Annotated in this window: 20 protein-coding genes and 4 pseudogenes; 13 read left to right on the top strand and 11 right to left on the bottom strand. The window is 37.7% G+C overall.

What is annotated here, in order from left to right; all coding sequences use genetic code 11:
- Positions 1-134: 134 nt before the first annotated feature.
- The 3 genes and pseudogenes from trpA to AACL31_RS11390 all read right to left on the bottom strand — a co-directional run bounded on the left by trpA (position 135) and on the right by AACL31_RS11390 (position 2,802).
- Entirely contained in the window at positions 135-941 is an 807-nt protein-coding gene (gene trpA, locus AACL31_RS11400; RefSeq protein ID WP_310512770.1) for a tryptophan synthase subunit alpha, read from the bottom strand.
- Positions 941-2,131, bottom strand: a complete 1,191-nt coding sequence (trpB, locus tag AACL31_RS11395) for a tryptophan synthase subunit beta (RefSeq protein ID WP_310512769.1) — start codon at positions 2,129-2,131, stop codon at positions 941-943. The genes trpA and trpB overlap by 1 nt, the downstream gene beginning before the upstream one ends.
- 45 nt (positions 2,132-2,176) lie before the next feature.
- Positions 2,177-2,802, bottom strand: a pseudogene (locus AACL31_RS11390) (hypothetical protein).
- An 8-nt stretch (positions 2,803-2,810) separates the two neighbouring features.
- On the opposite strand from AACL31_RS11390, the pseudogene AACL31_RS11385 reads away from it, so the two are divergent.
- The 4 genes and pseudogenes from AACL31_RS11385 to AACL31_RS11370 all read left to right on the top strand — a co-directional run.
- Positions 2,811-2,987, top strand: a pseudogene (locus tag AACL31_RS11385) (phosphatase); the annotation flags it as partial.
- 121 nt (positions 2,988-3,108) lie between these two features.
- Positions 3,109-3,729, top strand: a complete 621-nt coding sequence (locus AACL31_RS11380; RefSeq protein WP_310512768.1) for an L-threonylcarbamoyladenylate synthase — start codon at positions 3,109-3,111, stop codon at positions 3,727-3,729.
- Between the two features lie 111 nt (positions 3,730-3,840).
- A complete protein-coding gene (rluB, locus tag AACL31_RS11375) occupies positions 3,841-4,767 on the top strand; it encodes a 23S rRNA pseudouridine(2605) synthase RluB (protein WP_310512767.1) in 927 nt (308 codons plus the stop codon).
- Positions 4,768-4,925: 158 nt separating this feature from the next.
- Positions 4,926-5,858, top strand: a complete 933-nt coding sequence (locus AACL31_RS11370; protein WP_310512766.1) for a hypothetical protein — start codon at positions 4,926-4,928, stop codon at positions 5,856-5,858.
- Between the two features lie 79 nt (positions 5,859-5,937).
- On the opposite strand, the gene AACL31_RS11365 is transcribed toward AACL31_RS11370, so the two are convergent.
- Positions 5,938-6,708 carry a YciK family oxidoreductase gene (locus tag AACL31_RS11365; RefSeq protein ID WP_310512765.1) on the bottom strand — a complete coding sequence of 257 codons (771 nt, stop codon included), beginning with the start codon at positions 6,706-6,708 and terminating at the stop codon, positions 5,938-5,940.
- A gap of 113 nt (positions 6,709-6,821) precedes the next feature.
- Between AACL31_RS11365 and sohB the strand changes: the two are divergent.
- Together sohB and topA are read left to right on the top strand one after the other, a co-directional pair.
- Positions 6,822-7,742 (top strand): annotated as a pseudogene (gene sohB / locus AACL31_RS11360) (protease SohB).
- A gap of 537 nt (positions 7,743-8,279) precedes the next feature.
- Complete coding sequence (gene topA / locus AACL31_RS11355; RefSeq protein ID WP_339053162.1) at positions 8,280-10,880, top strand: type I DNA topoisomerase; 2,601 nt, start codon at positions 8,280-8,282, stop codon at positions 10,878-10,880.
- Positions 10,881-10,935: 55 nt separating this feature from the next.
- Here the strand turns inward: topA and AACL31_RS11350 are convergent, their stop codons facing one another.
- Positions 10,936-11,259: a superoxide dismutase family protein gene (locus tag AACL31_RS11350; RefSeq protein WP_339053161.1), complete on the bottom strand. Its 324-nt coding sequence runs from the start codon at positions 11,257-11,259 to the stop codon at positions 10,936-10,938.
- A gap of 101 nt (positions 11,260-11,360) precedes the next feature.
- Positions 11,361-12,026: pseudogene (locus AACL31_RS11345) on the bottom strand (topoisomerase DNA-binding C4 zinc finger domain-containing protein); the annotation flags it as partial.
- A 23-nt stretch (positions 12,027-12,049) separates the two neighbouring features.
- On the opposite strand from AACL31_RS11345, the gene AACL31_RS11340 reads away from it, so the two are divergent.
- The 3 genes from AACL31_RS11340 to acnA all read left to right on the top strand — a co-directional run bounded on the left by AACL31_RS11340 (position 12,050) and on the right by acnA (position 16,629).
- Positions 12,050-12,514, top strand: a complete 465-nt coding sequence (locus AACL31_RS11340; RefSeq protein WP_339053160.1) for a superoxide dismutase family protein — start codon at positions 12,050-12,052, stop codon at positions 12,512-12,514.
- A 224-nt stretch (positions 12,515-12,738) separates the two neighbouring features.
- Positions 12,739-13,713 (top strand): HTH-type transcriptional regulator CysB, encoded by a 975-nt coding sequence (gene cysB, locus AACL31_RS11335; protein ID WP_310512725.1) that lies wholly within the window; start codon positions 12,739-12,741, stop codon positions 13,711-13,713.
- A gap of 237 nt (positions 13,714-13,950) precedes the next feature.
- Positions 13,951-16,629: an aconitate hydratase AcnA gene (gene acnA, locus AACL31_RS11330; protein ID WP_310512726.1), complete on the top strand. Its 2,679-nt coding sequence runs from the start codon at positions 13,951-13,953 to the stop codon at positions 16,627-16,629.
- Between the two features lie 64 nt (positions 16,630-16,693).
- Here acnA and ribA read toward each other — a convergent pair whose 3' ends face one another.
- Positions 16,694-17,296 (bottom strand): GTP cyclohydrolase II, encoded by a 603-nt coding sequence (ribA, locus tag AACL31_RS11325; RefSeq protein WP_310512727.1) that lies wholly within the window; start codon positions 17,294-17,296, stop codon positions 16,694-16,696.
- 543 nt (positions 17,297-17,839) lie between these two features.
- Here ribA and AACL31_RS11320 point away from each other — a divergent pair.
- Genes AACL31_RS11320 through yciH form a run of 4 tightly spaced genes read left to right on the top strand, consistent with a single transcriptional unit; the run spans position 17,840 to position 20,432 of the window.
- A complete protein-coding gene (locus AACL31_RS11320; RefSeq protein WP_310512728.1) occupies positions 17,840-18,157 on the top strand; it encodes a LapA family protein in 318 nt (105 codons plus the stop codon).
- A 6-nt stretch (positions 18,158-18,163) separates the two neighbouring features.
- Positions 18,164-19,333 (top strand): lipopolysaccharide assembly protein LapB, encoded by a 1,170-nt coding sequence (lapB, locus tag AACL31_RS11315; RefSeq protein ID WP_310512729.1) that lies wholly within the window; start codon positions 18,164-18,166, stop codon positions 19,331-19,333.
- A gap of 44 nt (positions 19,334-19,377) precedes the next feature.
- Entirely contained in the window at positions 19,378-20,115 is a 738-nt protein-coding gene (pyrF, locus tag AACL31_RS11310; protein ID WP_310512730.1) for an orotidine-5'-phosphate decarboxylase, read from the top strand.
- Positions 20,112-20,432, top strand: coding sequence for a stress response translation initiation inhibitor YciH (gene yciH, locus AACL31_RS11305; protein ID WP_032115011.1), 321 nt, complete (start codon positions 20,112-20,114; stop codon positions 20,430-20,432). The genes pyrF and yciH overlap by 4 nt, the downstream gene beginning before the upstream one ends.
- A gap of 59 nt (positions 20,433-20,491) precedes the next feature.
- Here the strand turns inward: yciH and osmB are convergent, their stop codons facing one another.
- From osmB to AACL31_RS11285, 4 genes are all read right to left on the bottom strand, one after another.
- Positions 20,492-20,713: an osmotically-inducible lipoprotein OsmB gene (gene osmB / locus AACL31_RS11300; RefSeq protein WP_310512731.1), complete on the bottom strand. Its 222-nt coding sequence runs from the start codon at positions 20,711-20,713 to the stop codon at positions 20,492-20,494.
- Positions 20,714-20,871: 158 nt separating this feature from the next.
- A complete protein-coding gene (locus tag AACL31_RS11295) occupies positions 20,872-22,821 on the bottom strand; it encodes an exoribonuclease II (protein WP_310512732.1) in 1,950 nt (649 codons plus the stop codon).
- Between the two features lie 140 nt (positions 22,822-22,961).
- Complete coding sequence (gene nth / locus AACL31_RS11290; protein WP_310512733.1) at positions 22,962-23,603, bottom strand: endonuclease III; 642 nt, start codon at positions 23,601-23,603, stop codon at positions 22,962-22,964.
- Positions 23,596-24,330 carry an electron transport complex subunit E gene (locus AACL31_RS11285; protein WP_310512734.1) on the bottom strand — a complete coding sequence of 245 codons (735 nt, stop codon included), beginning with the start codon at positions 24,328-24,330 and terminating at the stop codon, positions 23,596-23,598. Before AACL31_RS11285 ends, nth begins: the two co-directional genes overlap by 8 nt.
- Position 24,331: the final 1 nt, after the last annotated feature.

Raw genomic sequence — 24,331 nt, 5'->3', positions numbered from 1 at the left:
TGAAATATAAATAAATTACAAATGAATAGCTGGTATCGATAGCGACTTGTTAATTACAATAGTTTATTAGAATCGATAATTAGTAATTACAAAATAGCAAGACTAACTACCATTTTCCGCTAGCTTTAAATTGACTATTTTTGCGTAGCCATTTTCATCTGTGAAACAAACTGTTTTAATTTGGCCAGTAATATATCAGATTGCTGATGATGAATTTCAATTAATTTTACAACCGCAGAGCCAGATATTGCGCCAACTACACCATTTTTGATTGCTTCAGTGACTTGTTTTGGTTCAGCAATACCAAAACCTAACAGTGGTGGGGCGGCATGGTAGGTTTGTAGCTTGGTTAATAACTGGCTAGCAGGAATATTGGCTTTTTTTTCTGTGCCTGTTACACCTGAACGCGAGAGTAGATAAGTATAGCCACGACCATATAAAGCAATTTGGCGTAGAAGATCGTCATCAGCATTAGGAGGACAAATAAATATTGGTGCAATATTATGTTGCAACGCTGAAGTGCGAAATGGCAGGCACTCATTCATCGGTACATCGGCGATTAAAACGGAATCGATGCCGGCATTCTGACATTGAGCGTAAAAGTTATCAATACCATAGTTAAAAATCAGATTTGCATAAACTAATAAGCCAATAGGAATCAAAGGGTGCTTTTTGCGGATCTGTGCTAATAACTCAAAACAGGATGTTGGCGTGATGTTCGCATTAAGTGCGCGTAAATTGGCCTTTTGAATCGTTGGACCATCAGCCAATGGATCAGAAAAAGGGATACCAATCTCTAATGCATCGGCTTTTGCTTCAATTAATGTATCAATAATTTTTAATGACATTTCTGCATTGGGATCGCCTAAGGTGATGAATGGGACGAATGCTGCCTGATTTTTAGCATTTAAGGTGTTAAACAGTTGCTGATAACGCTCCATTAGATCTCTCCTTTGACTTGCAAAATAGCCTGTACAGTAAAAATATCTTTATCTCCACGGCCGGAGATATTAACAATCAGTAGTTGTTCTTTTTCCGGTTCTGCTTCAATCATTTTTAAGGCGTAAGCCAGGGCGTGTGACGACTCTAAAGCTGGGATAATACCTTCATGATTAGCCAATTTTTTTAATGCCGATAACGCTTCATCATCGGTAATTGAGACATAATCAGCACGGCCAATACTATTCAAATAAGCATGCTCTGGTCCTACTGAAGGAAAATCTAATCCGGCAGAAATAGAATAAGACTCTTTAATTTGGCCTTCATCGGTTTGCATTAGGTGAGATTTCATACCAAAGTAAATACCAAGCCGACCATGTTTTAATGGTGCACCATGGGCGCCAGAGTCGATACCTAGACCGGCTGGCTCAACCCCAATTAGACGTACATTTTGCTCTGGTTTAAACGCCGTGAATAATCCGATAGCGTTAGAGCCTCCGCCAACGCAAGCAATTACGGCATCGGGTAGTCGTCCTTCTCTAGCTAAAATTTGTGCTTTGGCTTCATCGCCAATCATACGTTGAAACTCGCGTACTAGCGTTGGATAGGGATGGGGCCCGGCGGCGGTGCCAAGTAAATAGTGGGTGTTGCTATAACTGGCTGACCAATCTCTCAAGGCTTCATTGTAGGCGTCTTTTAAGGTTGCTGAGCCATTATTTACCGTAATAACTTTAGCGCCCAATAATTGCATCCGAAATACATTGGGCAATTGGCGTTGGACATCTTTCTCTCCCATATAGATGCGACATTTTAGCCCAAGTAATGCACAAGCCAGTGCTGTAGCAACGCCATGTTGTCCAGCGCCAGTTTCTGCAATAATTTCAGTTTTGCCCATCCGTTTGGCTAATAAAGCCTGGCCTAACACTTGATTTGTTTTATGTGCGCCGCCATGCAATAGATCTTCTCGTTTTAGATAAAGTTTAGTTTTAGTACCGATGGTTAAATTGCGACATAGCGTTAAGGCGGTGGGACGGCCAGCGTAATTTTGTAATAGATCGTGAAATTGTTGTTGAAACGTATCATCTTGCTGGGCTTCGATGAAAGCCTGTTCCAGTTCGTTAAGTGCGGGAATAAGAATTTCAGGCACATATTGACCACCAAATTGGCCAAAATAGGGATTTAATTTACTCATTGCTTTATTCGTTTGATCGTTAAATTGTTAATTTGATTGTTATGCTTATAAATAATCAAACAATTTTTCAAAGGTAATCTGTAACTTATGGCAACTTTTTATGCCAGGCCGCTGTTCAACACCAGAATTGAAATCAAGGCCTAAGCAGCCTAACGCAGCTGCTTGTTGGCAGTTGTCCGCATTTAATCCACCGGCTAACATAATTTTATCAAGTTGTTTCTCAGGTAATTTGGACCAATCAAAAGTTTTGCCTGTGCCACCTCACCATGATCAAGTAAATAGCGATCGATATTTTTTGCGTTGAAACAAGGTGGTGATTGATCCATATTAACTGCTTGCCATATTTCGCAATTTGCGGGTAATAAAGAACGAAGTTGCTGAATGTCAGCAGCTGTTTTATAACCATGCAACTGGACGGCAAATAAATTTAACTGATGACTAATTTCAGCGATTAATGAATTTACCTGGTGTTGAAAAACGCCAACATAGTTAAGAGGGGCTGCGGTTATAACGGCTCTTGCTTGCTCAAGTGTTACTTTGCGTGGCGATTTGTCTGCAAAAATTAAACCGCAATAAATCGCCCCAACTTGATAAGCGCTTTGGGCATCTTGTGGGAGAGTGAGACCACAAACTTTATTGTCACCAATAATTAGCCGACGAATAGCTAACATTAAATTTAATTGCTCAATGCCAACAATCGCCTGATGAACGAAAAAATTTAACTGAATTAGCTAGACTACATGATTTATATGCTTCGGTCGGTTCTGATTTTCATCGCCCCTGCGCCTGGACTGAGCTAGGTAGAAATCTTTGGTTACCCGCGGGTGTTACACCGATTTGGCAAACCTGGCAATAAAAATTTGGGATTATCGTTTAGGCTTAAATATTATATAGTAAGCAGCCTAGGTATATTGATAACTTAATTTTCAAGTTTAATTAAATAATATAGTGATTAAATAAATATATAGAGAACATTCATGGGACAATCTCTCCATATTCACCCACAAAATCCGCAACCTAGATTAATTAACCAATGTATAGAAATATTAAACAAAGGTGGCATTATTGTTTATCCGACTGATTCCAGCTATGCAATTGGCTGTAAGTTAGATAATAAAAACGCGCTTATGCAAATTTGTCGCCTACGTCAATTGGATTCTCGCCACAATTTTACCCTAATGTGTCGTGATTTATCTGAAATAGCTGAATATGCCTATCTAGATAATCAGGTGTTTAGAATGATTAAAAATAGTACACCGGGTCATTACACTTTTATTTTACGTGCAACAAAAGAAGTCCCACGTCGAATAATGAATAAAAAACGTAAAACAATAGGCATACGTTTACCCAATAATCCGATTGCCAGAGATCTGCTTGCCGGAATTGGCGAACCTTTGCTATCGACTAGTTTAATATTGCCAGGTGAAGATTTTGCTCAGTCCTCAGCAGATGAGATAGAAAGTTTAATTGGTCAACAAGTTGACTTGATTATAAATGGTGGTTATTTAAGTGAAAAACCAACCACTGTAGTTGATTTAACAGAGAGTACGCCAAATATCATCCGAGTTGGAATGGGTTCCACGATACCATTTGAATAAAAAAGCTTCAGATGAGGTTAATAGAAAAACGGTGTATAATAACCACAGTTTATTTTTTTAGTTATTTTTATAATTATGACGCCTGTGAAGGTGACACAAGAGGTTTACGCTATGAGCGTTAAAAAGCAGCAAAGTGAAAAGTTACAAAAAGTACTTGCTCGTTGTGGTTATGGATCGCGCAGGGAAATAGAAAGTTTTATTCAATCCGGTAGGATCAGTGTTGATGGTCAATTAGCGACCTTGGGTGACCGAATAGAAGTTAAATCTAACACTAAAATTCGCTTAGATGGTCACCTTTTGAAAATCAAAGAAGCGGAGAAAACTGTTTGTCGGATCTTGGCTTATTATAAGCCGGAAGGCGAACTATGTACTCATCATGATCCAGAAGGACGTCCAACCGTATTTGATCTCTTACCTAAATTAACCGGCTCTCGCTGGATTGCGATAGGTCGTTTAGATGTAAATACCTGTGGTTTATTATTATTTACCACAGATGGGGAACTGGCTAATCGTTTGATGCATCCTCGTCATGAGGTCGAACGTGAATATGCAGTTCGTGTTTTTGGTGAAATTAATGATGCTAAAATTCGGCAATTAACCAAAGGTGTTCAACTTGAAGATGGTGAAGCTAATTTTAAGACACTGAAGTTTCGTGGCGGAGAAGGCATGAATCAATGGTTTAATGTTACTTTAACGGAAGGCCGTAAGCGTGAAGTAAGGCGTTTATGGGAAGCGGTAGGCATACAAGTCAGCCGCCTGATCCGCGTTCGTTATGGTGATATTTATTTACCAAAAGGATTACCCAGAGGAGGATGGACGGAATTAGGTTTAGCCCAGATTAATTATTTGCGTCAACTGGTTGGTCTTACAGATGAAACAGCCAGTAAAATATCGGTTGAGCAAGATAGACGTCGTATTAAAGCAAATCAGATCCGTCGTGCTGTAAAACGGCATACACAAGTTTCTTCGATGCGAGTAACAAATAAACGAGCAACTGGGGCTGCCAGGGGGCGTAATACATCTTCGCGTAAAGGATAATATAAAATTAAAGGCAATATTATAGTCAAATTCAGCTGCCTAATGCTTTTTTAATAGATAAAAATAGTGCTATATAAATACTTTTAATTTAATTGAGATTATCCTTAGAATAGGCTACTTTCATTAGGCTAAGTTTGATTAGAAGGTTGAAATTTTATATGCCACAATTTGGGCAAATTATCGCTAGCAGCATATTTATATTGCTGTTAGCAAGCTGTGATGAGCCGCAATTAACCCATTCTGCTGATGGGAAATTTTACGTTAGTCATAATAATAAAGATGCCCTTTATTTTAAGATTGATAATCAACCTGTTAAACTTGTTCAGGGTGAAATTAAACAACTTGATTTACGAGCTGGCAAGCATACGATTGAATACCCCATTGGCCAAAAAACTGAATTTATCATTTACCCTGGTAACCAGGGTGGAATTATTAATCCTACCCGGCAATATTATTATGCTTATAGTTCGGTTTTTAAAAAAATCATTTCTAACCAATTATTCTCTTTGAAATATAATCAAATTGTTGTTGATGGAATAAAAGTACAGGGTCCAATACTAAGTAGTAATGCCTTATTTATTGATAATAATGTTTTTAAATGTGATTACCCTATAGGCGCATCTTTTCTCAATGTTTTCGCTTTGAATAAAAGTAAACAATCAGACGGTCAAGTGAAAGCAAAATGTTTTACCAAAGAAGAGTTTATTGATTTTTTGTCAGTAGTAGGATCAAAAGTTAATAATATTCATACTGTTGATAAAGGAATAAAGGAACAAAACACGGTAACGCATTCGTTTGAATATGCACTTCCAATTGCAAATTTTAATAATTATTCTTTACAATCTTATGCTAATAGAATTGTTGAAATTGTTGATGACTTTAAAAACATCAGTAATATAGAATCAAAAGCGCAAATCTATGATGAATATTACCACTACATTTACAATATGGCGAAAATTTATAGCACTTTCCATTTAGGGCAGAATAAACATGATCGTGATGAGTATTCTGCTTTTATCAATCAAACAAATATGATTTTTAATGCAGGGATATTAAAGCAGCACCCAGTAAATAACTATAAAGCTCATTAATTGACTAATCACTTTGTTTGATAATTGGTTATATCATTTATTATTAATTTTTATTGCGGTTAGTTTTTATAGCTAAATATTAAATTGCCACACCGGGTTTACGATTAGGCTGTGCATCAAAACTTACTCCTGATTCCTTAATACTATCTTCTCCCATTAGATAAAGATATATCGGCATAATTTCTTGTGGAGTTTTTAGTTGCATAGGATCCTCTGAAGGAAAAGCATTGACTCTCATTTGCGTTCTTGTGCCACCGGGATTAATGCAATTAACACGTAAATTAGTATCTTTATATTCATCAAATAATACCTGCATTAGACCTTCGGTTGCGAATTTGGAAACTGAATAAGCCCCCCAATTAGCACGACCTCGTCTGCCGACGCTTGAAGTGGTAAATATTAAGGAACTATTTGGTGCTTGTAGCTGCAGTGGTAGTAGGGCTTGTGTTAGCATAAAAGTTGCGTTAACGTTTATTTGTATAACTTCATGCCAAAGTTTTATAGGTTGATCAATAATCGGCGCAATTTTTCCTAATATGCTTGCGTTATGTAATACACCATCAAGATAGGGATAATGTTGGCTAATGTCAGTTGCTAATTCATGGCATTGTGATTCGGTTATTGTTAATAAATCAAGGGTATAAATAGAAACTGAAGGGGTAAATTTGCTATTAGAAATAATTTCTTGTTTGACTTGTTCTAGTTTTGCGGTTGTTCTACCGACTAAAATAAGATTGGCGCCATAACGTGAATAAGTTAATGCCGCTTCACGTCCAATGCCATCGCCCGCGCCTGTAATTAAAATGGTTTTTTGCTTAAGTAAATCAGCTTTAGCTTGGTAAGGTAGCATGATATTTTCCTACTTTTGATTATTCAAATTTATTAATAAGAGCTATAAGCACTTTATCAAGTTTTTAGTTACAATACCCTTATTGTTTATATTCTGTAAAGAAGGATAGAATTGTGGAATTTCTTTCATCGTATGGATTATTTGTTGCTATTATATTAATTTCATTGGTTATTTTTAGCTTTGGACAGCGTAAACAGAGCAAAAAAGTGATTTAAAACTTATTGATTTAAGTGAAGCTTATCGTCAACGTCAGCGTGAGATGCAACAGGTTAAGATGAGTGACGCTGAATATAAAGTTTGGTTAAAAACCTATAAAAAACAACGTAAAATTGAAGAAAAAAAGCAGAAATCAGATGCTAAAGTTGGTCAAACAACGTTAAAAAAACCTTGTCTTTTTGTAATTAATTTCAAAGGCAGCATGAATGCTCATGAAGTCAATGCATTACGTGAAGAAATTACTGCAATTTTAGCAATTGCTGATAACAAAGATGAAGTATTGCTTAGGCTTGAAAGTCCAGGTGGCGTTGTGCATGGCTATGGCTTAGCTGCCTCTCAACTAAATCGTTTACGGGAAAAAGGCCTTAAATTAATTGTTTCGGTGGATAAAGTGGCAGCCAGTGGCGGTTATATGATGGCTTGTGGCGGCTCCTTTTGCGATTATTGGCTCTATTGGTGTAGTTGCGCAAGTACCCAATTTTCATCGATTACTGAAGAAAAAGGATATTGATGTAGAATTACATACAGCCGGAGAGTATAAACGTACACTAACTTTATTAGGTGAAAATACCGAGCAAGGACGTAAGAAGTTTGTACAAGATTTAAATGAAACACATCAGCTATTTAAAGATTTTGTAATTGATGAAATAGGCGTTAGTGATGACATTATTATCAATCAAATTGATGCTCGTGAAATTATTGAGGTAACTTATACTCCGGCCAGACGTTTTGTTGATCGTTTAATGGGCAGCATGGTAGAAAATGCAGATAAGTTGTTAATACACTGGTGGCAAAGAGGACAGAGGCCACTGCTTTAAATTATGAATAAGAAATACATACCGGCGTTTTCAGCCGGTATTTTTATAATGTAATAAAATATTAATTAATTACTTAAAAACATGATAAACAATTTTATACAGCACTACTAAGCTATTTTATTTGGAAATTAATTTCTTTCTGAAAATTTTATTTATATATCTGTTTGAACTAGATTTCTGCTACTTTTTATATAATTTTATTGATTTTTTTTATAATCTATTCATAACTTATTGAGGTGGTTTTTGTTGTCATAACAATACCTATGAATAAAATAAGTGGTTGCGCATCATTTTTTATCAGGTAGAGTGTAGGCTTTTTATTACTTACGATGCTTTACTTTTGTCATTGTTTTGCTGACAAAATTGTACTATTGAATCTGATTACAGTATGAATTAACAAAGATTTTTATCTTTATGGCAAAGTATTTAAGCAAAAAAAGTTGATATATTGTGAATCTGACGCAATATAAAAAGAGATTTCATTCCATCTGGCTGGAAAGTCAGTACGCTTAGACAATATTTTAGGTAAAGATAACTATGGGTAAAGCTCTTGTTATTGTGGAGTCCCCGGCAAAAGCCAAGACTATCAACAAATACCTTGGTAATAACTACGTTGTTAAAAGTAGCGTAGGGCATATACGTGATTTGCCAAAAAGTGGTGGTTCCAGCTCACAAAAGAATACAAACTCAGCCAACAAGGTTAAAAAAGTAAAAAAAGATGAGCATGAGGCGCTTGTAAATAGAATGGGAGTTGACCCATATCATGGGTGGAAAGCCAATTATCAAATTTTACCTGGCAAAGAAAAAGTCGTTGCTGAATTAAGATCGCTTGCTTCCGACGCAGAGCATATCTATCTGGCAACGGATCTCGATCGTGAGGGGGAAGCGATTGCCTGGCATTTGCGAGAAGTGATTGGCGGTGATAATCAGCGCTTTAGTCGAGTAGTTTTTAATGAAATTACTAAAAATGCAATTAAGCAAGCTTTTGATAATCCTGGTGAATTAAATATTGTTCGTGTTAATGCTCAACAAGCTCGGCGTTTTTTAGATCGGGTGGTTGGTTATATGGTTTCACCGCTATTATGGAAAAAAATTGCTCGCGGCCTTTCTGCCGGTCGTGTTCAGTCAGTCGCTGTACGTCTGATTGTAGAACGGGAACGGGAAATTAAAGCATTTGTCCCGCAAGAGTATTGGCAGCTGCATACTGAATTACTGACCGTAGATACGGCATTGATTCGAATGGAAGTGACACATGAAAAGGGTAAGCCTTTTAAGCCCGTCACCAAAGCACAAATTGATGCTGCCGTTGCATTATTAAAAAATGCCCATTATCAGGTGTCAGATCGTGAAGATCGGCCCACAATTAGTAAACCCAGCGCCCCTTTTATTACCTCAACCCTGCAACAAGCGGCAAGTACACGTCTTGGCTTTGGCATTAAAAAAACCATGATGATGGCACAGCGTCTTTATGAAGCAGGTTATATTACCTATATGCGTACTGACTCAACTAACTTAAGTCAGGATGCTTTAAGTATGGCTCGCAATTATATTGACCATAAATTTAGCAGCAAATACCTGCCTAAACAGGCGAATGTTTACACCAATCAAAAAAGTTCGCAGGAAGCACATGAAGCTATTCGTCCTTCTAATATTGACGTTGGTGTTGATGCTCTAAAAGAGATGGAAGCGGATGCCAAAAGACTATATCAGCTGATTTGGAACCAATTTGTTGCTTGTCAAATGACACCAGCTGAATTTGATTCAACGACAATAACCGTCAAAGCTGGAGATTTTGAGTTGAAGGCTAAAGGGCGTATTTTGCGTTTTGATGGTTGGACTAAAGTTATGCCCGCATTGCGCAAAGGTGATGAAGATAAAATATTACCTATGGTCAAAGTTGGTAGTCAGCTTGAATTGGATAAATTGTGTCCTAGCCAACACTTTACTAAACCTCCAGCACGTTTTGGCGAAGCTTCTCTGGTTAGAGAACTTGAAAAACGTGGCATTGGCCGGCCATCAACCTATCCGGTTATTATTTCAACTATCCAAGATCGGGGCTATGTAAAAATTGAAAATCGCCGTTTTTATGCTGAAAAAATAGGTGAAATAGTTACTGACCGATTAGATGAAAATTTTAGTGAATTAATGGACTATGATTTTACTGCGCGAATGGAAGATCAGCTTGACTTGATAGCAGAAGATCGTATCGAGTGGAAGAGTGTATTAGATGAGTTTTTTGCTGCTTTTACCGAACAGCTAGAAAGCGCAAATAAAGCACCCGAGGAAGGTGGCATGCGCCCCAATCCGATGGTATTAACATCGATTGAATGTCCTGACTGTCACCGACAAATGGGAATTAGAACAGCTTCTACGGGGGTTTTTCTGGGATGCTCTGGTTACAGCTTACCAGCAAAAGAGTGCTGCAAAAAAACCATTAATTTAATTCCTGAAGATGAATTATCAAATATCCTGGTAGCAGAAGAAGAGGATGTGGAAACGCATGCTTTGCGAGCCCGCCGGCGATGCCCTAAATGTGGTACCGCGATGGATAGCTACCTTATTGATAATAAACGTAAATTACATGTATGTGGGAATAATCCAGTATGTAATGGTTATCAGGTTGAAGAAGGTGAATTTCGCATTAAAGGCTATGATGGGCCAATTATTGAATGTGATAAATGTGGCTCAGAAATGCATCTGAAGATGGGTCGATTTGGAAAATATATGGGCTGTACCAATGAGGCTTGTAAAAATACTCGCAAGATCTTGAAGAGTGGTGAAGTGGCTCCGCCTAAAGAAGATCCTATTCCATTGCCGGAACTAGTTTGTGAAAAATCTGATGCTTACTTTGTATTAAGAGATGGGGCAGCGGGAATATTTTTAGCCGCTAACACTTTTCCAAAATCAAGAGAGACCCGCGCACCATTGGTTGAAGAATTGGTACGTTTTAAAGATCGTCTGCCAGCTAAATTTAGCTATTTAACCCTGGCGCCATCGGTCGATCCTGAAGGTAATAAAACGATTGTTAGATTTAGTCGTAAGACTAAACAACAATATGTTTCCTCAGAAAAAAATGGTAAAGCCACTGGCTGGAGTGCATTTTATATCGATGGCAAATGGATAGAAAAAAACAAATAAAAATTTATCTATTTTCTATAATTAAACAAGGCTACTGAAATCAGTAGCCTAATTTTTAGTTTATATATGGACCTTTATGTTGGGCTGTTTTATTAGGATCAAAATGGCCACCGGCTTTTCCTGCTGCAATTAACTTTCCATCTTTTTGCAAAGCATCACAACTAGGATATTCGTGAACATGGAAACCATGTATTCCAGGCGCTAATCCTTGTAATTTGGGGGTAAATAATAAACCAAATTTTGTTTCCGTAATCTTAATTTCACCTACCGATTGGCCGTTATCTTTTTTAGTAACTATGTTCATTGGAACTATCATTGTATTGGCTAGCGATGTTGCAGCAAAAAAAGTGCCCATAATTAGTAACATTTTCAATTTCATATATTAATCCAGGTTATGATTTGAAATAGCGACGATATATAAACTAAAAATTAGGCTACTGATTTCAGTAGCCTTGTTTAATTAAGAAAATAGATAAATTTTTATTTGTTTTTTTCTATCCATTTGCCATCGATATAAAATGCACTCCAGCCAGTGGCTTTACCATTTTTTTCTGAGGAAACATATTGTTGTTTAGTCTTACGACTAAATCTAACAATCGTTTTATTACCTTCAGGATCGACCGATGGCGCCAGGGTTAAATAGCTAAATTTAGCTGGCAGACGATCTTTAAAACGTACCAATTCTTCAACCAATGGTGCGCGGGTCTCTCTTGATTTTGGAAAAGTGTTAGCGGCTAAAAATATTCCCGCTGCCCCATCTCTTAATACAAAGTAAGCATCAGATTTTTCACAAACTAGTTCCGGCAATGGAATAGGATCTTCTTTAGGCGGAGCCACTTCACCACTCTTCAAGATCTTGCGAGTATTTTTACAAGCCTCATTGGTACAGCCCATATATTTTCCAAATCGACCCATCTTCAGATGCATTTCTGAGCCACATTTATCACATTCAATAATTGGCCCATCATAGCCTTTAATGCGAAATTCACCTTCTTCAACCTGATAACCATTACATACTGGATTATTCCCACATACATGTAATTTACGTTTATTATCAATAAGGTAGCTATCCATCGCGGTACCACATTTAGGGCATCGCCGGCGGGCTCGCAAAGCATGCGTTTCCACATCCTCTTCTTCTGCTACCAGGATATAACCTGGATTAATATATGAAATTGAAAATGTTACTAATTATGGGCACTTTTTTTGCTGCAACATCGCTAGCCAATACAATGATAGTTCCAATGAACATAGTTACTAAAAAAGATAACGGCCAATCGGTAGGTGAAATTAAGATTACGGAAACAAAATTTGGTTTATTATTTACCCCCAAATTACAAGGATTAGCGCCTGGAATACATGGTTTCCATGTTCACGAATATCCTAGTTGTGATGCTTTGCAAAAAGATGGAAAGTTAATTGCAGCAGGAAAAGCCGGTGGCCATTTTGAACCTAATAAAACAGCCCAACATAAAGGTAGTGCTGACTATGCCATTTTAGCGCCGCGGTTAAAATCAATAAGTCAAATTAAGCATAGAGCATTAATAATCCATGAAGGTGGAGATAATTATTCAGATCATCCAGAAACATTAGGCGGTGGTGGTTTAAGGGTAGTTTGCGGTATTATTAAATAAATTAATTTATTTTAGGCCATTCAAAGTTAGTTTAGGAAATCTTTAGTAATAGTAAACGGCGTTGTTTGGCTTTTTATTTTAGCATTCAGTTAATTAATAATCTTGCCAAAATTTATATTCATTATAACTAATAAACATATAATTATTTCTTTTTGTTATAATAAAATTACTAGAAGTTATTAAATAATTAATCCTTTATTCAATTTATGAGGACGCTGAATAAGATGAAATTACAGCAATTACGTTACATTGTAGAGATTGAAAATCATAATTTAAATGTTTCATCAACAGCAGAAGGGTTATACACATCACAACCAGGTATAAGCAAACAGGTTCGTATGCTTGAAGATGAATTGGGAGTGCAAATTTTTGGACGCAGTGGTAAACACTTAACTCATGTTACCCCAGCCGGAAAGGAAGTAATTAAAATTGCTCGAGAAGTGATGACGAAAATGCAGGCTATCCGAGCAGTCGTTGGTGAACATACTTATCCTGATCGTGGCATATTAGCCATTGCTACCACACATACTCAAGCAAGGTATGCTCTTCCTCCGGTTATTAAACAATTTATCGAACATTATCCACAAGTTTCATTACATATGAGTCAGGGTTCGCCAATACAAATTGCGGAAGATGTCAGTAAAGGAAATAGCGACTTTGCTATTGCGACTGAAGCGTTACATCTTTACAAAGATTTAGTGATGTTACCTTGTTATCATTGGAATCGTTCGGTTGTCGTTAAAGCTGATCATCCTCTAGCTGACAAGAAAAATATTACCATTAGTGAACTAGCTCAATACCCGATTGTGACTTATACCCATGTTTTTACAGGCCGCTCTGAATTGGATGAGGCTTTTTATAAGGCAGGTTTACAGGCTAAGATTATTTTTACCGCCACTGATGCTGATGTTATTAAGACTTATGTAAGATTGGGATTAGGTATAGGAATTATTGCTAGCATGGCAGTTGACCCTAATCAAGATCAGGACTTAGTTATTATTGATATGCGGGATAAGTTTAGCTATAGCACTACAAAAATAGGTTTTCATCGTAATAGTTTTTTACGTAGCTATATGTATGATTTTATTTGGCGTTTTGCACCACATTTAACGCCTGATGTTGTTGATAAAGCGATTGCTTTACGTTCAAATGAAGAAATTGAAGAAATGTTTAAAGAGATTCAATTACCAACAATATAATTTTAATAAAAATTAGAGTTTATTTTCTATTCATGATTTTTTATTTTATATTTTTTCTTATGCACTAATTCCACATCAAGCCAGGGCTATTTAGCGTTAATACTTTTAATTTATTTTGAACAAAATCATATTTAATGATCATTATGAGTTACATAACCGAAAAATATTTCTAATATATTATCTTTATAAGATGCGTCATCTTAGTTATCTAGATAAAAAATAATAAAAGGAGGAGTTATGTCGTTAAGTCTAAGAACGGACTGTGCATCCACACTCTCCGCTGGAAGTATTTACAAACACTATGAATATTTTAGCTTACCTATTGCAGCCAAACAGTTAGGTGATATTTCGAATCTGCCAAAATCACTTAAAGTACTATTTGAAAATTTGTTGCGCCATCTGGATGGAAAATCTGTTGTATTAAAAGATTTGCAGGCTATGGTTGATTGGCAGCATACAGGGCATGCTGAGCGTGAAATTGCCTATCAACCAGCCCGAGTTTTGATGCAGGATTTTACTGGTGTGCCAGCAGTGGTTGATCTCGCTGCAATGCGCGAAGCCGTGCAACGATTAGGTGGTGATGTTAATAAGGTAAATCCATTATCGCCGGTCGATTTAATTATTGACCATTCGGTTATGGTCGATGAATTTGCCACTCCTCAAGCCTTTAGTGATAACGTAAAATTTGAAATGCAACGCAACCATGAACGTTACCTATTTTTACGTTGGGGACAAAAGGCATTTAATCGTTTTAGAGTTGTGCCGCCCGGAACAGGTATTTGTCACCAGGTAAATTTGGAGTATTTAGGTAAGGCGGTATGGTATGAAGAACGAGAAGGAAAATTGTTCGCTTATCCAGACACATTGGTTGGTACGGATTCTCATACCACGATGATCAATGGTTTGGGGGTTTTAGGTTGGGGAGTGGGCGGTATTGAAGCAGAAGCCGCAATGTTGGGACAACCGATTTCGATGCTCATTCCAGATGTAGTTGGTTTTAAATTAATTGGCAAACTAAACGAAGGGATCACCGCTACTGATTTAGTTTTGACTGTTACCCAAATGCTGCGTAAACATGGCGTAGTGGGTAAATTTGTTGAATTTTACGGTGATGGTTTAGCTGATTTACCGCTCGCGGATCGGGCTACCATTACCAACATGTCTCCTGAATATGGCGCTACATGTGGTTTCTTCCCGGTTGACGAAATTACTTTAAGCTATATGCGGTTAACAGGGCGTTCGGAAGATGAAATTGCTTTAGTTGAAAATTATACTAAAACACAAGGATTATGGCGCCATCCAGGTGAAGAGCCTATTTTTACCAGTACCTTAGTATTAGATTTAGCATCGGTGGAAGCCAGTCTGGCTGGGCCCAAACGCCCTCAAGATCGGGTTGAATTAAGCCAGGTTCCGCATGCGTTTAAAGATTCAGTCGAGCTTGAATTAAATAAATCAACCAAAGAGCCTGCGCCATCCGTCAGTTATGATGGTAAAAATTTTCAGTTACAAGAGGGAGCGGTTGTTATTGCGGCGATAACTTCCTGTACCAATACTTCAAACCCAAGTGTTTTAATGACGGCAGGATTACTTGCTAAAAAGGCGGTTGAAAAAGGTTTAGTGCGTAAACCTTGGGTAAAATCTTCGTTAACACCAGGTTCGAAAGTGGTTACTGATTATTTAGCTAAAGCGGGATTGACTGATTATTTAAATCAATTAGGTTTTAATCTAGTTGGCTATGGCTGCACCACTTGCATTGGTAACTCAGGGCCACTACCGGCGCCAATAGAAGAAGCAATCAAAAAACATGATCTAACTGTAGGTGCGGTGCTATCGGGCAATAGAAATTTTGAAGGTAGGATCCATCCATTAGTAAAAACCAATTGGTTGGCATCACCACCTTTAGTGGTAGCTTATGCGTTAGCGGGTAATATGCAAGTAAATCTTGCTGATGAGCCGTTGGGACAAGATAAAAATGGTAAAGATGTTTTACTAAAAGATATATGGCCTACCAGTCAGGAAATTGCTGATGCAATACAGTTAGTAAAATCTGACATGTTCCATAAAGAATATAATGCAGTTTTTGATGGCGATGAAGCATGGCAGGCACTTGATGTAAAAAGTTCAGCCACTTATTCATGGCAACCTGATTCAACTTATATTCGTAATCCTCCGTTTTTTGATGGCATGCAGCTTGCGCCGGCGCCGATCACTGATATTCATGCTGCTCATATTCTTGCAATCTTGGGTGATTCTGTTACGACCGATCATATTTCACCAGCTGGAAATATTAAAGCGGATAGTCCAGCTGGCCGTTATTTACAGTCCCATGGCGTACAAGCAACAGATTTCAATTCGTATGGTTCGAGGCGAGGTAATCATGAAGTTATGATGAGAGGCACATTTGCCAATATTCGTATTCGTAATGAGATGCTTCCTGGGGTTGAAGGGGGATTTACTCGCTATATACCAACACAGACTCAGCTAGCAATCTATGATGCCGCCATGCAATATCAGCAAAAAAAGATACCTTTAGCAATTATTGCTGGCAAAGAGTATGGTTCTGGTTCTAGTCGTGACTGGGCGGCTAAAGGAACCCTATTACTCGGGGTAAGAGTGGTTATTGCTGAATCTTATGAACGAATTCATCGCTCTAATTTGATTGGTATGGGGGTCTTACCGTTAGAATTTCCGGCTAATGTAAACCGTAAAACGTTAAAATTGACCGGTGATGAGACAATTGACATTGCAGGCTTGCAATCGATTACCCCAGGCGAGATGATTACAGTAACCATTACTGATAAAAATGATCAGAAAACGACAATAGCGATGCGTTGCCGCATTGATACGATGACTGAATTAGAATATTTTCGTCATGGCGGTATTCTGCAGTATGTTATTCGTCAAATGTTAAAATAAACGGATTTAAACCATCAAAAACTGCTCTGTTAAAAGCAGACAGTTTTTGATAATAATTGATTGATTATTTTTTCGCATTATCAGATAGAATATGACCTAATTTGCTGGCTTTTACATTGAGATAGTCACTATTTTTGGGATTACGACCAACAATGAGAGGAACTCGTTCAACGACATTGATTCCAGCTTCTTTCATAATTTCTAGTTTTTTAGGATTATTGGTTAATAATCTCACTTCATTTATCGCCAATAATTTATACATGTCAGCACAGACAGTAAAATCACGTTCATCGGGTTTGAACCCGAGTTTTAAATTGGCCTCGACAGTATCCAGCCCCTGATCTTGCAGAGCATAGGCGCGGATTTTATTTAATAATCCGATGTTACGCCCCTCTTGACGATGGTATAGTAGTACTCCGCTACCTTCTTCGGCAATTTGATTAAGTGCTGCTTCTAGTTGAAAACCACAATCACAACGTAAACTAAATAAGGCATCTCCGGTCAAACATTCCGAGTGAATACGGGAAAGAACGGGTTTTCCATCAGTAATATCACCATAAATAAGTGCGATATGATTATTACCATTAACAATTTCTTCAAAACCAACAAGTAGAAACTCACCAAAAGGAGTAGGTAATTTGGCTTCAGCTATACGTTTTAACTGCATAGTGTTATACATAATGAACGAAACTCTGGATTTAAAATTAAGGAAAAGCGCGTTAAAAAATAGTTAAATATAGTTATCAAATTATTTTTACCTATATATTTTACTAGGCTAGTGGATATCATCAGTAGATAAGTTTATGTTCATATTACTACAATATGATTATTAAAAAATTAACTATTTTAACTATAAGCACATTTTGTTTATCAATTTAGATTGAGGTTTGCGGATTGAGACCGGTGCCTAATATAAATAAATGTTCTGAGATTTTTTCATTTATTGAAAAAAATAGTCAGCAACACTAGTATTTCGTTAAATGGGATAAATTCAATAAGGAATTTTTTGATTAAAAATATTTTGCACCATTAACATGTTATAGGAAAATTTTTGTGGTAACTCATTATGTTATCTACCATTGAAATGTTTATTTAAATAAAAAGGTGAGTGTTGATATAATTCACTTTCTTTATTGGGTTTAGATGCTAAGTTAAGCAACGAAAAGTGTTTCCAGCGCTTTTCTATCATTAAGCAACAATAGGAAAAAATGTGAAATATTTTTTAATTTTATTACTTGCTGTAGCCATTTTTATTGTTTCCGTGACACTTGGCTCAAGCAATAATCAGATAGTAACATTTAATTATTTGATTGCTAAAGGTGACTATCCAATATCGACATTACTAGCCGTCCTTTTTGCGGTTGGATTCTTGCTGGGTTGGCTTATTTGCGGGATGTTTTACGCTAAGGCATTAATTTCATTATCAAATGCAAGACGTAAGATTAGACGTTTAGAAAGTCAATTAACCGAATCAACTCAAAGTGAACACGATACTAAAGTGGCAGTTGTTACAAATGAAAAAAGGTAATTTTTTATGTTAGAGCTGCTATTTCTGCTACTGCCTATTGCCGCTGCCTATGGTTGGTATATGGGACGCAGAAGTGCTCAACAAGATAAACAACAAAATGCTGATCGTTTATCCCGTGAATATGTAGCTGGTGTCAATTTCTTGCTATCTAATCAACAAGATAAAGCCGTTGATCTGTTTTTAGATATGCTTAAAGAAGATAGCTCGGCGTTTGAGGCTCATCTGACATTAGGCAATCTTTTCCGTTCAAGGGGGGAGATTGAACGGGCTATCCGTATTCATCAATCCTTGTTTGAAAGTAACTCATTATCCTTTGAGCAGAAACTATTAGCCACACAGCAGCTTGGGCGAGATTATTTAGCGGCAGGAGTTTATGATCGGGCGCGAAATATTTTTTTGCAGCTAGTTGATGAGCAAGATTTTCGCTTTAGTGCGTTACAATCTTTACTTACTATTTATCAAGCAACTAGCGATTGGTATAAAGCAATCGAGGTTGCCGAAAAATTGGTCAAAATGGGCAATCCTCAATTTAAACAAGAAATAGCTCATTTTTATTGCGAACTGGCACTATTGGAGCTGAGTAGTGACGATCTTGATGGCGCATTTCTTTTACTAAATAAAGCCGCTCAATCAAATAAAAACGCTACTCGAGTTTCTATTATGAAAGGGCGCATTCATATCGCTCGCGCTGAATATGAAAAAGCCATTTCAGTACTTAAACAAGTTTTTGATCAAGATAGAGATTTAGTCAGTGAAACTTTAACCATGCTTTATGAATGTTATCATCATTTAGCGAATTGGCATGATTGGGAAGCTTATATCCAGCAATGTGTTGCTGGCGATTGCGGAGCAACTGCTCAGCGTTATCTGGCGGAAATAATTGAAAAAAGAAAAGGGCTAGAAAAAGCGCAAATATTTATTAAACAGCAACTTGAACGTCATCCAACGATGCGATTGTTTTATAAACTGATCGATTATCATTTGGCAGACGCAGAAGAAGGCAGAGCAAAAGAGAGTCTGGAATTACTGCGCAATATGGTTGGCGAGCAAATCCGCTCTAAACCTGATTACCGTTGCCGCAAATGTGGTTTTACTACCCATTCTTTATATTGGTATTGTCCTTCATGCCGTTCTTGGGATACGATCAAACCAATAAAAGGCCTTGATGGTCAGTGACAACGTAACATATATTGCATTCATTAAATTTAAAAAGGTTAAAAATGATAGCCAGCACGCAAAATAAACTTCCTGTCTCTACTAATTCCCCGGTTATTGTTGCATTAGATTATCATGATCTGGCTAAGGCATTATCTTTTGTTGACAACCTCAGCCCGCAGGATTGCCGCCTGAAAGTGGGTATGCAGATGTTTACTTTATATGGCCCACAATTTATTCAAACTTTACATAACCGAGGGTTTCAGGTTTTTTTGGATTTGAAATTTCATGATATTCCTAATACGGTGGCGCAAGCTGTTAAAGCAGCGGCGGAAATCGGGGTTTGGATGGTTAATGTACATACTAGTGGTGGGGTCAGAATGATGATGGCGGCTAAAGAAGCACTAGTTGAATATGGTAAAGATGCTCCACTATTGATTGCGGTTACCATATTAACCAGTATGGAACAAGCGGATCTGCACCAGATTGGTATTACACAACTGCCGGCTGATCGCGCCTTGCAGCTAGCAAAATTAGCCAAGGAGTGTGAGTTGGATGGTGTAGTCTGTTCAGCACACGAAGTAACAACACTGAAATCAGCTTGTGGTAGCGATTTCTTATCAATTACGCCAGGCATTCGCCCCATTGGTGCAGAAGCCTATGATCAGCGGAGAATTATGACGCCAGTGCAGGCTATTAATGTTGGCGTTGATTATATGGTTATTGGTCGTCCTATTACCCATAGTGCCGATCCAGTGTTAACGCTGGCGCAAATTAATCGTTCAATTGGATGGATAAAATGAGTGACTCGCGTTTAGTTTATTCGACGGAAACTGGCAGAATAGTTGAAGTAGAAAAAAAATCAGTGCCAACCAAAGGCGACGGTATAGTTCGTATCAGACGTGAAAGCTCAGGCCGAAAAGGTAAGGGCGTTTGTGTTATTACTGGCTTGGATTTGAATAAAGATCAATTAATGATGCTTGCTGCTGAATTAAAGAAGAAATGTGGTTCAGGCGGAGCAATTAAACAAGGCAATATTGAGATTCAGGGTGATAAACGCGAGCTTATTAAGCAATTATTAGAAGCTAAGGGAATGAAAGTTAAACTGGCCGGCGGTTAATTATATTTATAAATAAAGCCAGATAATTAACTGGCTCTATTATAGTTTGTTGGGCGCGACTATTTCTTACCGACTTGGTGACCAATTAGACCACCAATAGCACCACCACCTACCGTACCTAATCCACTACCTTCAGTCAGAATAGCACCACCTACTGCCCCTATGCCAGCACCGATAGCGGTATTTTTGTCGCGTTTTGACATATTAGAGCAGGCTGTAATAGACATGAGGGAAATGACAGATATTAACATCAGTAATGTGTGTTTTTTTGAACTCTTCATTCTTCTATCCTATTGATATAATCAATTAAATTCAAATTAACCTAGATAGCAACTTTCCTTAATCAGATTTTTCGGCAAGCTAAATGAAATTGCAAAAATAATAAAGCCGCTATTCTCTAAAGATAGCTTATTATCAGTAAGCTATCTGTGAAATGTCCTTAGGATACCAGTCGTGCAATAATATTGCGGGTTTCCATTCGAACTTCTTCAAGTTGAACATTAATCACATCGTTAAGTTTATAAACAGCAACACCTTTAATAATTATAGCGCCTGCTTCTTGACTACACTGTATTTCTTCTCGTACAGAATGGATAAAAGGTGCCGGAATAAAGGCATTGGCGCCATTATCGGTTAAACGGATCCGGAGCCCACCTCGCGTAATGTCGGTTATTTCGGCAGCAAAAATAGTGTTAGTTTTGGCGAAAGGTTTTAGATAACGCGCATATAACCAGTCACCGACATCGCGTTCAGCTAAACGATTAGCGCGCTTGCGATCAGTAATTTTTGCCATCAAAGTTTCAGAAGGTTTTGTGATATTATGCTGCTCATTATTGATTATGGCTTTTAAAAAGCGGTGATTGATGATATCTGTATACTTGCGGATAGGGGATGTCCAGGTTGCATAGGCATCAAATCCCAAACCATAATGGGCAGCTGGCGTAGTTTTAATTTCAGCAAAAGCTTGAAAACGGCGTATTCGACTATCTATAAATTGAGTGGGTTGGCCATCTAATAAACGCCGTAAACGACAAAATCCTTCAAGTGTTAACAGTGTTTGGGCATTTTGTTCGATATCATGTTCTTGCAAAATGGCAACAACGTTATCAATTTGACTGGGTTCAATGCCATTATGAACATTAAAAACACAGGTTGCTAATTTATCTTTTAATACTTTTGTTGCACAAAGGTTGGCTGCAATCATCGCTTCTTCGACGATACGATTAGCAATCCTCCGTTTCTCTGCCAATATATTCGTGACATTACCATTCTCATCAAGTACAAAGCGATAATCAGGACGCTCTTTAAATACTAATGCATGAGTTAGGCGCCAGGCAGCACGTTTTTCGCACATTTCATTGAGCAATAATATTTGCTGTTTGATGATTTCATTTTCGGGTTGCCATTTATCTTGTTGCTGTTCTAGCCAGTCAGAGACATCATCGTATACCAATTTATTTTTTGACTCGACCCATGCCAGGCAAAATTGAATATTATCAGCCAATTGTCCATCTTGTTTAATATCAAATTGACAGACTAGTGCAGGGCGGCGCTCATTAGGACGCAGAGAACACAAATTATCTGATAATTCACGTGGCAACATCGGAATATTGAAGCCAGGTAGGTAATTGGTATAGCAACGTTGTTGGGCAATGGTATCTAACTCACTATTTACCGGGATATAACAGGTAGGATCGGCAATAGCAACAAATAGACGCAATTGATCATCGCCAATACGCTCTATATAAAGCGCATCATCCATATCTTCGGTACTGGCACTGTCAATGGTAATAAAGTTGAGGTGAGTAAGATCATGGCGTTCTGCTGTCTGCTCCTCAATGGTACAATTTTGCATTTCCGGCGCTTCGCGCTCTAATTGATGCCGACTCAATGTTACCCACCAAGGGGCAAAATGGTCATCGCCATGGGTAATATATTGGATTATTTCTGCTTGAAATCCGCCTTGATTTTTTAATGGATGACGACGGATTTCTGCTATTACCCAATCATCTTGCATCAAATCATTAGTTAGATGTTGCGCCGGACGACAAAATATATTTTCTTTTAATACTGGCTGATCGGGTTTGACATAAAGCCGATTATCATTATTTCTTTTTTGAATACGTCCTACAAATCGGGTAAGAAAGGGCTCAATTAATTGTTCTGGTTCAACAATTTCACGATCTTTATTTGTGTGAATGGTGGCGATAATTCGATCACCATGCATTACTTTTTTCATTTGTGGTGGTGGAATGAAATAAATTTTCGTTCCATCGACCTCAAGAAAACCAAAACCTTTTTCGGTACTTTTGACAATCCCTTCAACACGAGGCGTTTGGGCATGTAATTGCTGTTTTAGCTGCGCTAGCAGCGGGTTATCTTGAAACATACTATCCGTATTTGCGTCGTTAAATTAAAATTTACCCACATTTTGCTCAAGTTGAGTGCTATGGGCAAGCAGAATAATAATATTTGTCACTTCAATAAATGGCATATATAAAGTTGTCTTGAAAATCCGTTTGTTAATCGTTAGGTTGTGGGGTATTGTTTGTCGTTAAATTCACATAAATCTTCAATAATACAAGAGCCACAGCGTGGCTTTCTGGCAATACACGTGTAACGGCCGTGTAGTATAAACCAGTGGTGGCAATCCACTTTAAATTCAATCGGCACTACTTTGATTAATTTTTGTTCAACCTCGATAACATTCTTACCTGGGGCAAAATTGGTGCGATTACAAACGCGAAAAATATGGGTATCAACAGCAATTGTTGGCCAGCCGAAGGCGGTGTTCAATACCACATTTGCCGTTTTGCGGCCGACACCGGGTAAGGATTCCAAGGCTTCGCGATTTTCTGGTACCTGGCCATTATATTTATCAATTAATATCTGACAGGTTTTAATAATATTTTCAGCTTTGGTATTAAATAAGCCAATTGTTTTTATGTAATGCTTTATTTCATCGATGCCTAGGGCTAGCATTTTTTCAGCGGTATTTGCAATCGGGTAGAGTTTTGCCGTTGCTTTATTGACACTAATATCGGTAGCTTGAGCGGAAAGTAATACAGAAATAAGTAATTCAAAAGGCGAATTAAAAACAAGCTCCGTTGTTGGTGTTGGATTGTTGTCACGTAAGCGAGTCAGGATGTCTATCCGCTTTTGTTTATTCATATTTTATTTGCTCTCGATCCTTGGCTAAATGATTTTTATTGGGGAAAGCCGCCGATTTTACCGCAGATTGCTGTTGTTTGTGACTAATATATTTTTTTACTTTTTCATCGATTAAATATTTACCTGCTAGCATCAAACCTAATCCAATGAAAGCCCCTGGGGGTAATATAGCTAATAAAAAGGGAGAATTAAGATGAATAACTTCAATACGTAATATTTTCGCCCATTCTCCTAACAGCAAATCTGCACCATCAAACAGCGTACCATTACCTAAAATTTCTCGCATGGCACCTAAAAAAAACAGTGCTATCGTGGCACCCGCTCCCATCGTTAAGCCATCAATTGCTGAGTTATAGACATTATTTTTGGCGGCGTAAGCTTCAGCTCGCCCAATAACAATACAGTTAGTAACAATCAGCGGAATAAAAATACCTAAAGATTGATATAAATCAACAGCATAGGCGTTAATTAACATCTGCACAGAGGAGACGACCGATGCGATAATCATTACATAGATTGGAATACGTATTTCGCTTGGGATCCAATGACGAAAAGTTGAGACGGTAATATTAGTGAAAAACAGCACTAATGTTGTCGCCAGTCCCAATCCTAACGCATTGGTGGCTGTCGAAGAAACCGCTAGCAACGGGCACAGACCTAATAATTGAACCAGTGCTGAATTGTTTTTCCATAATCCATGGATAAAAAGTTTCTTAGTTTCATTCATG

The organism is Arsenophonus endosymbiont of Crataerina pallida, from assembly GCF_964020125.1.
GTDB lineage: Bacteria > Pseudomonadota > Gammaproteobacteria > Enterobacterales > Enterobacteriaceae > Arsenophonus > Arsenophonus nilaparvatae.
Note: the sequence above shows the minus strand (reverse complement) of the source record. Positions and strands in the feature narration are given on the sequence as shown.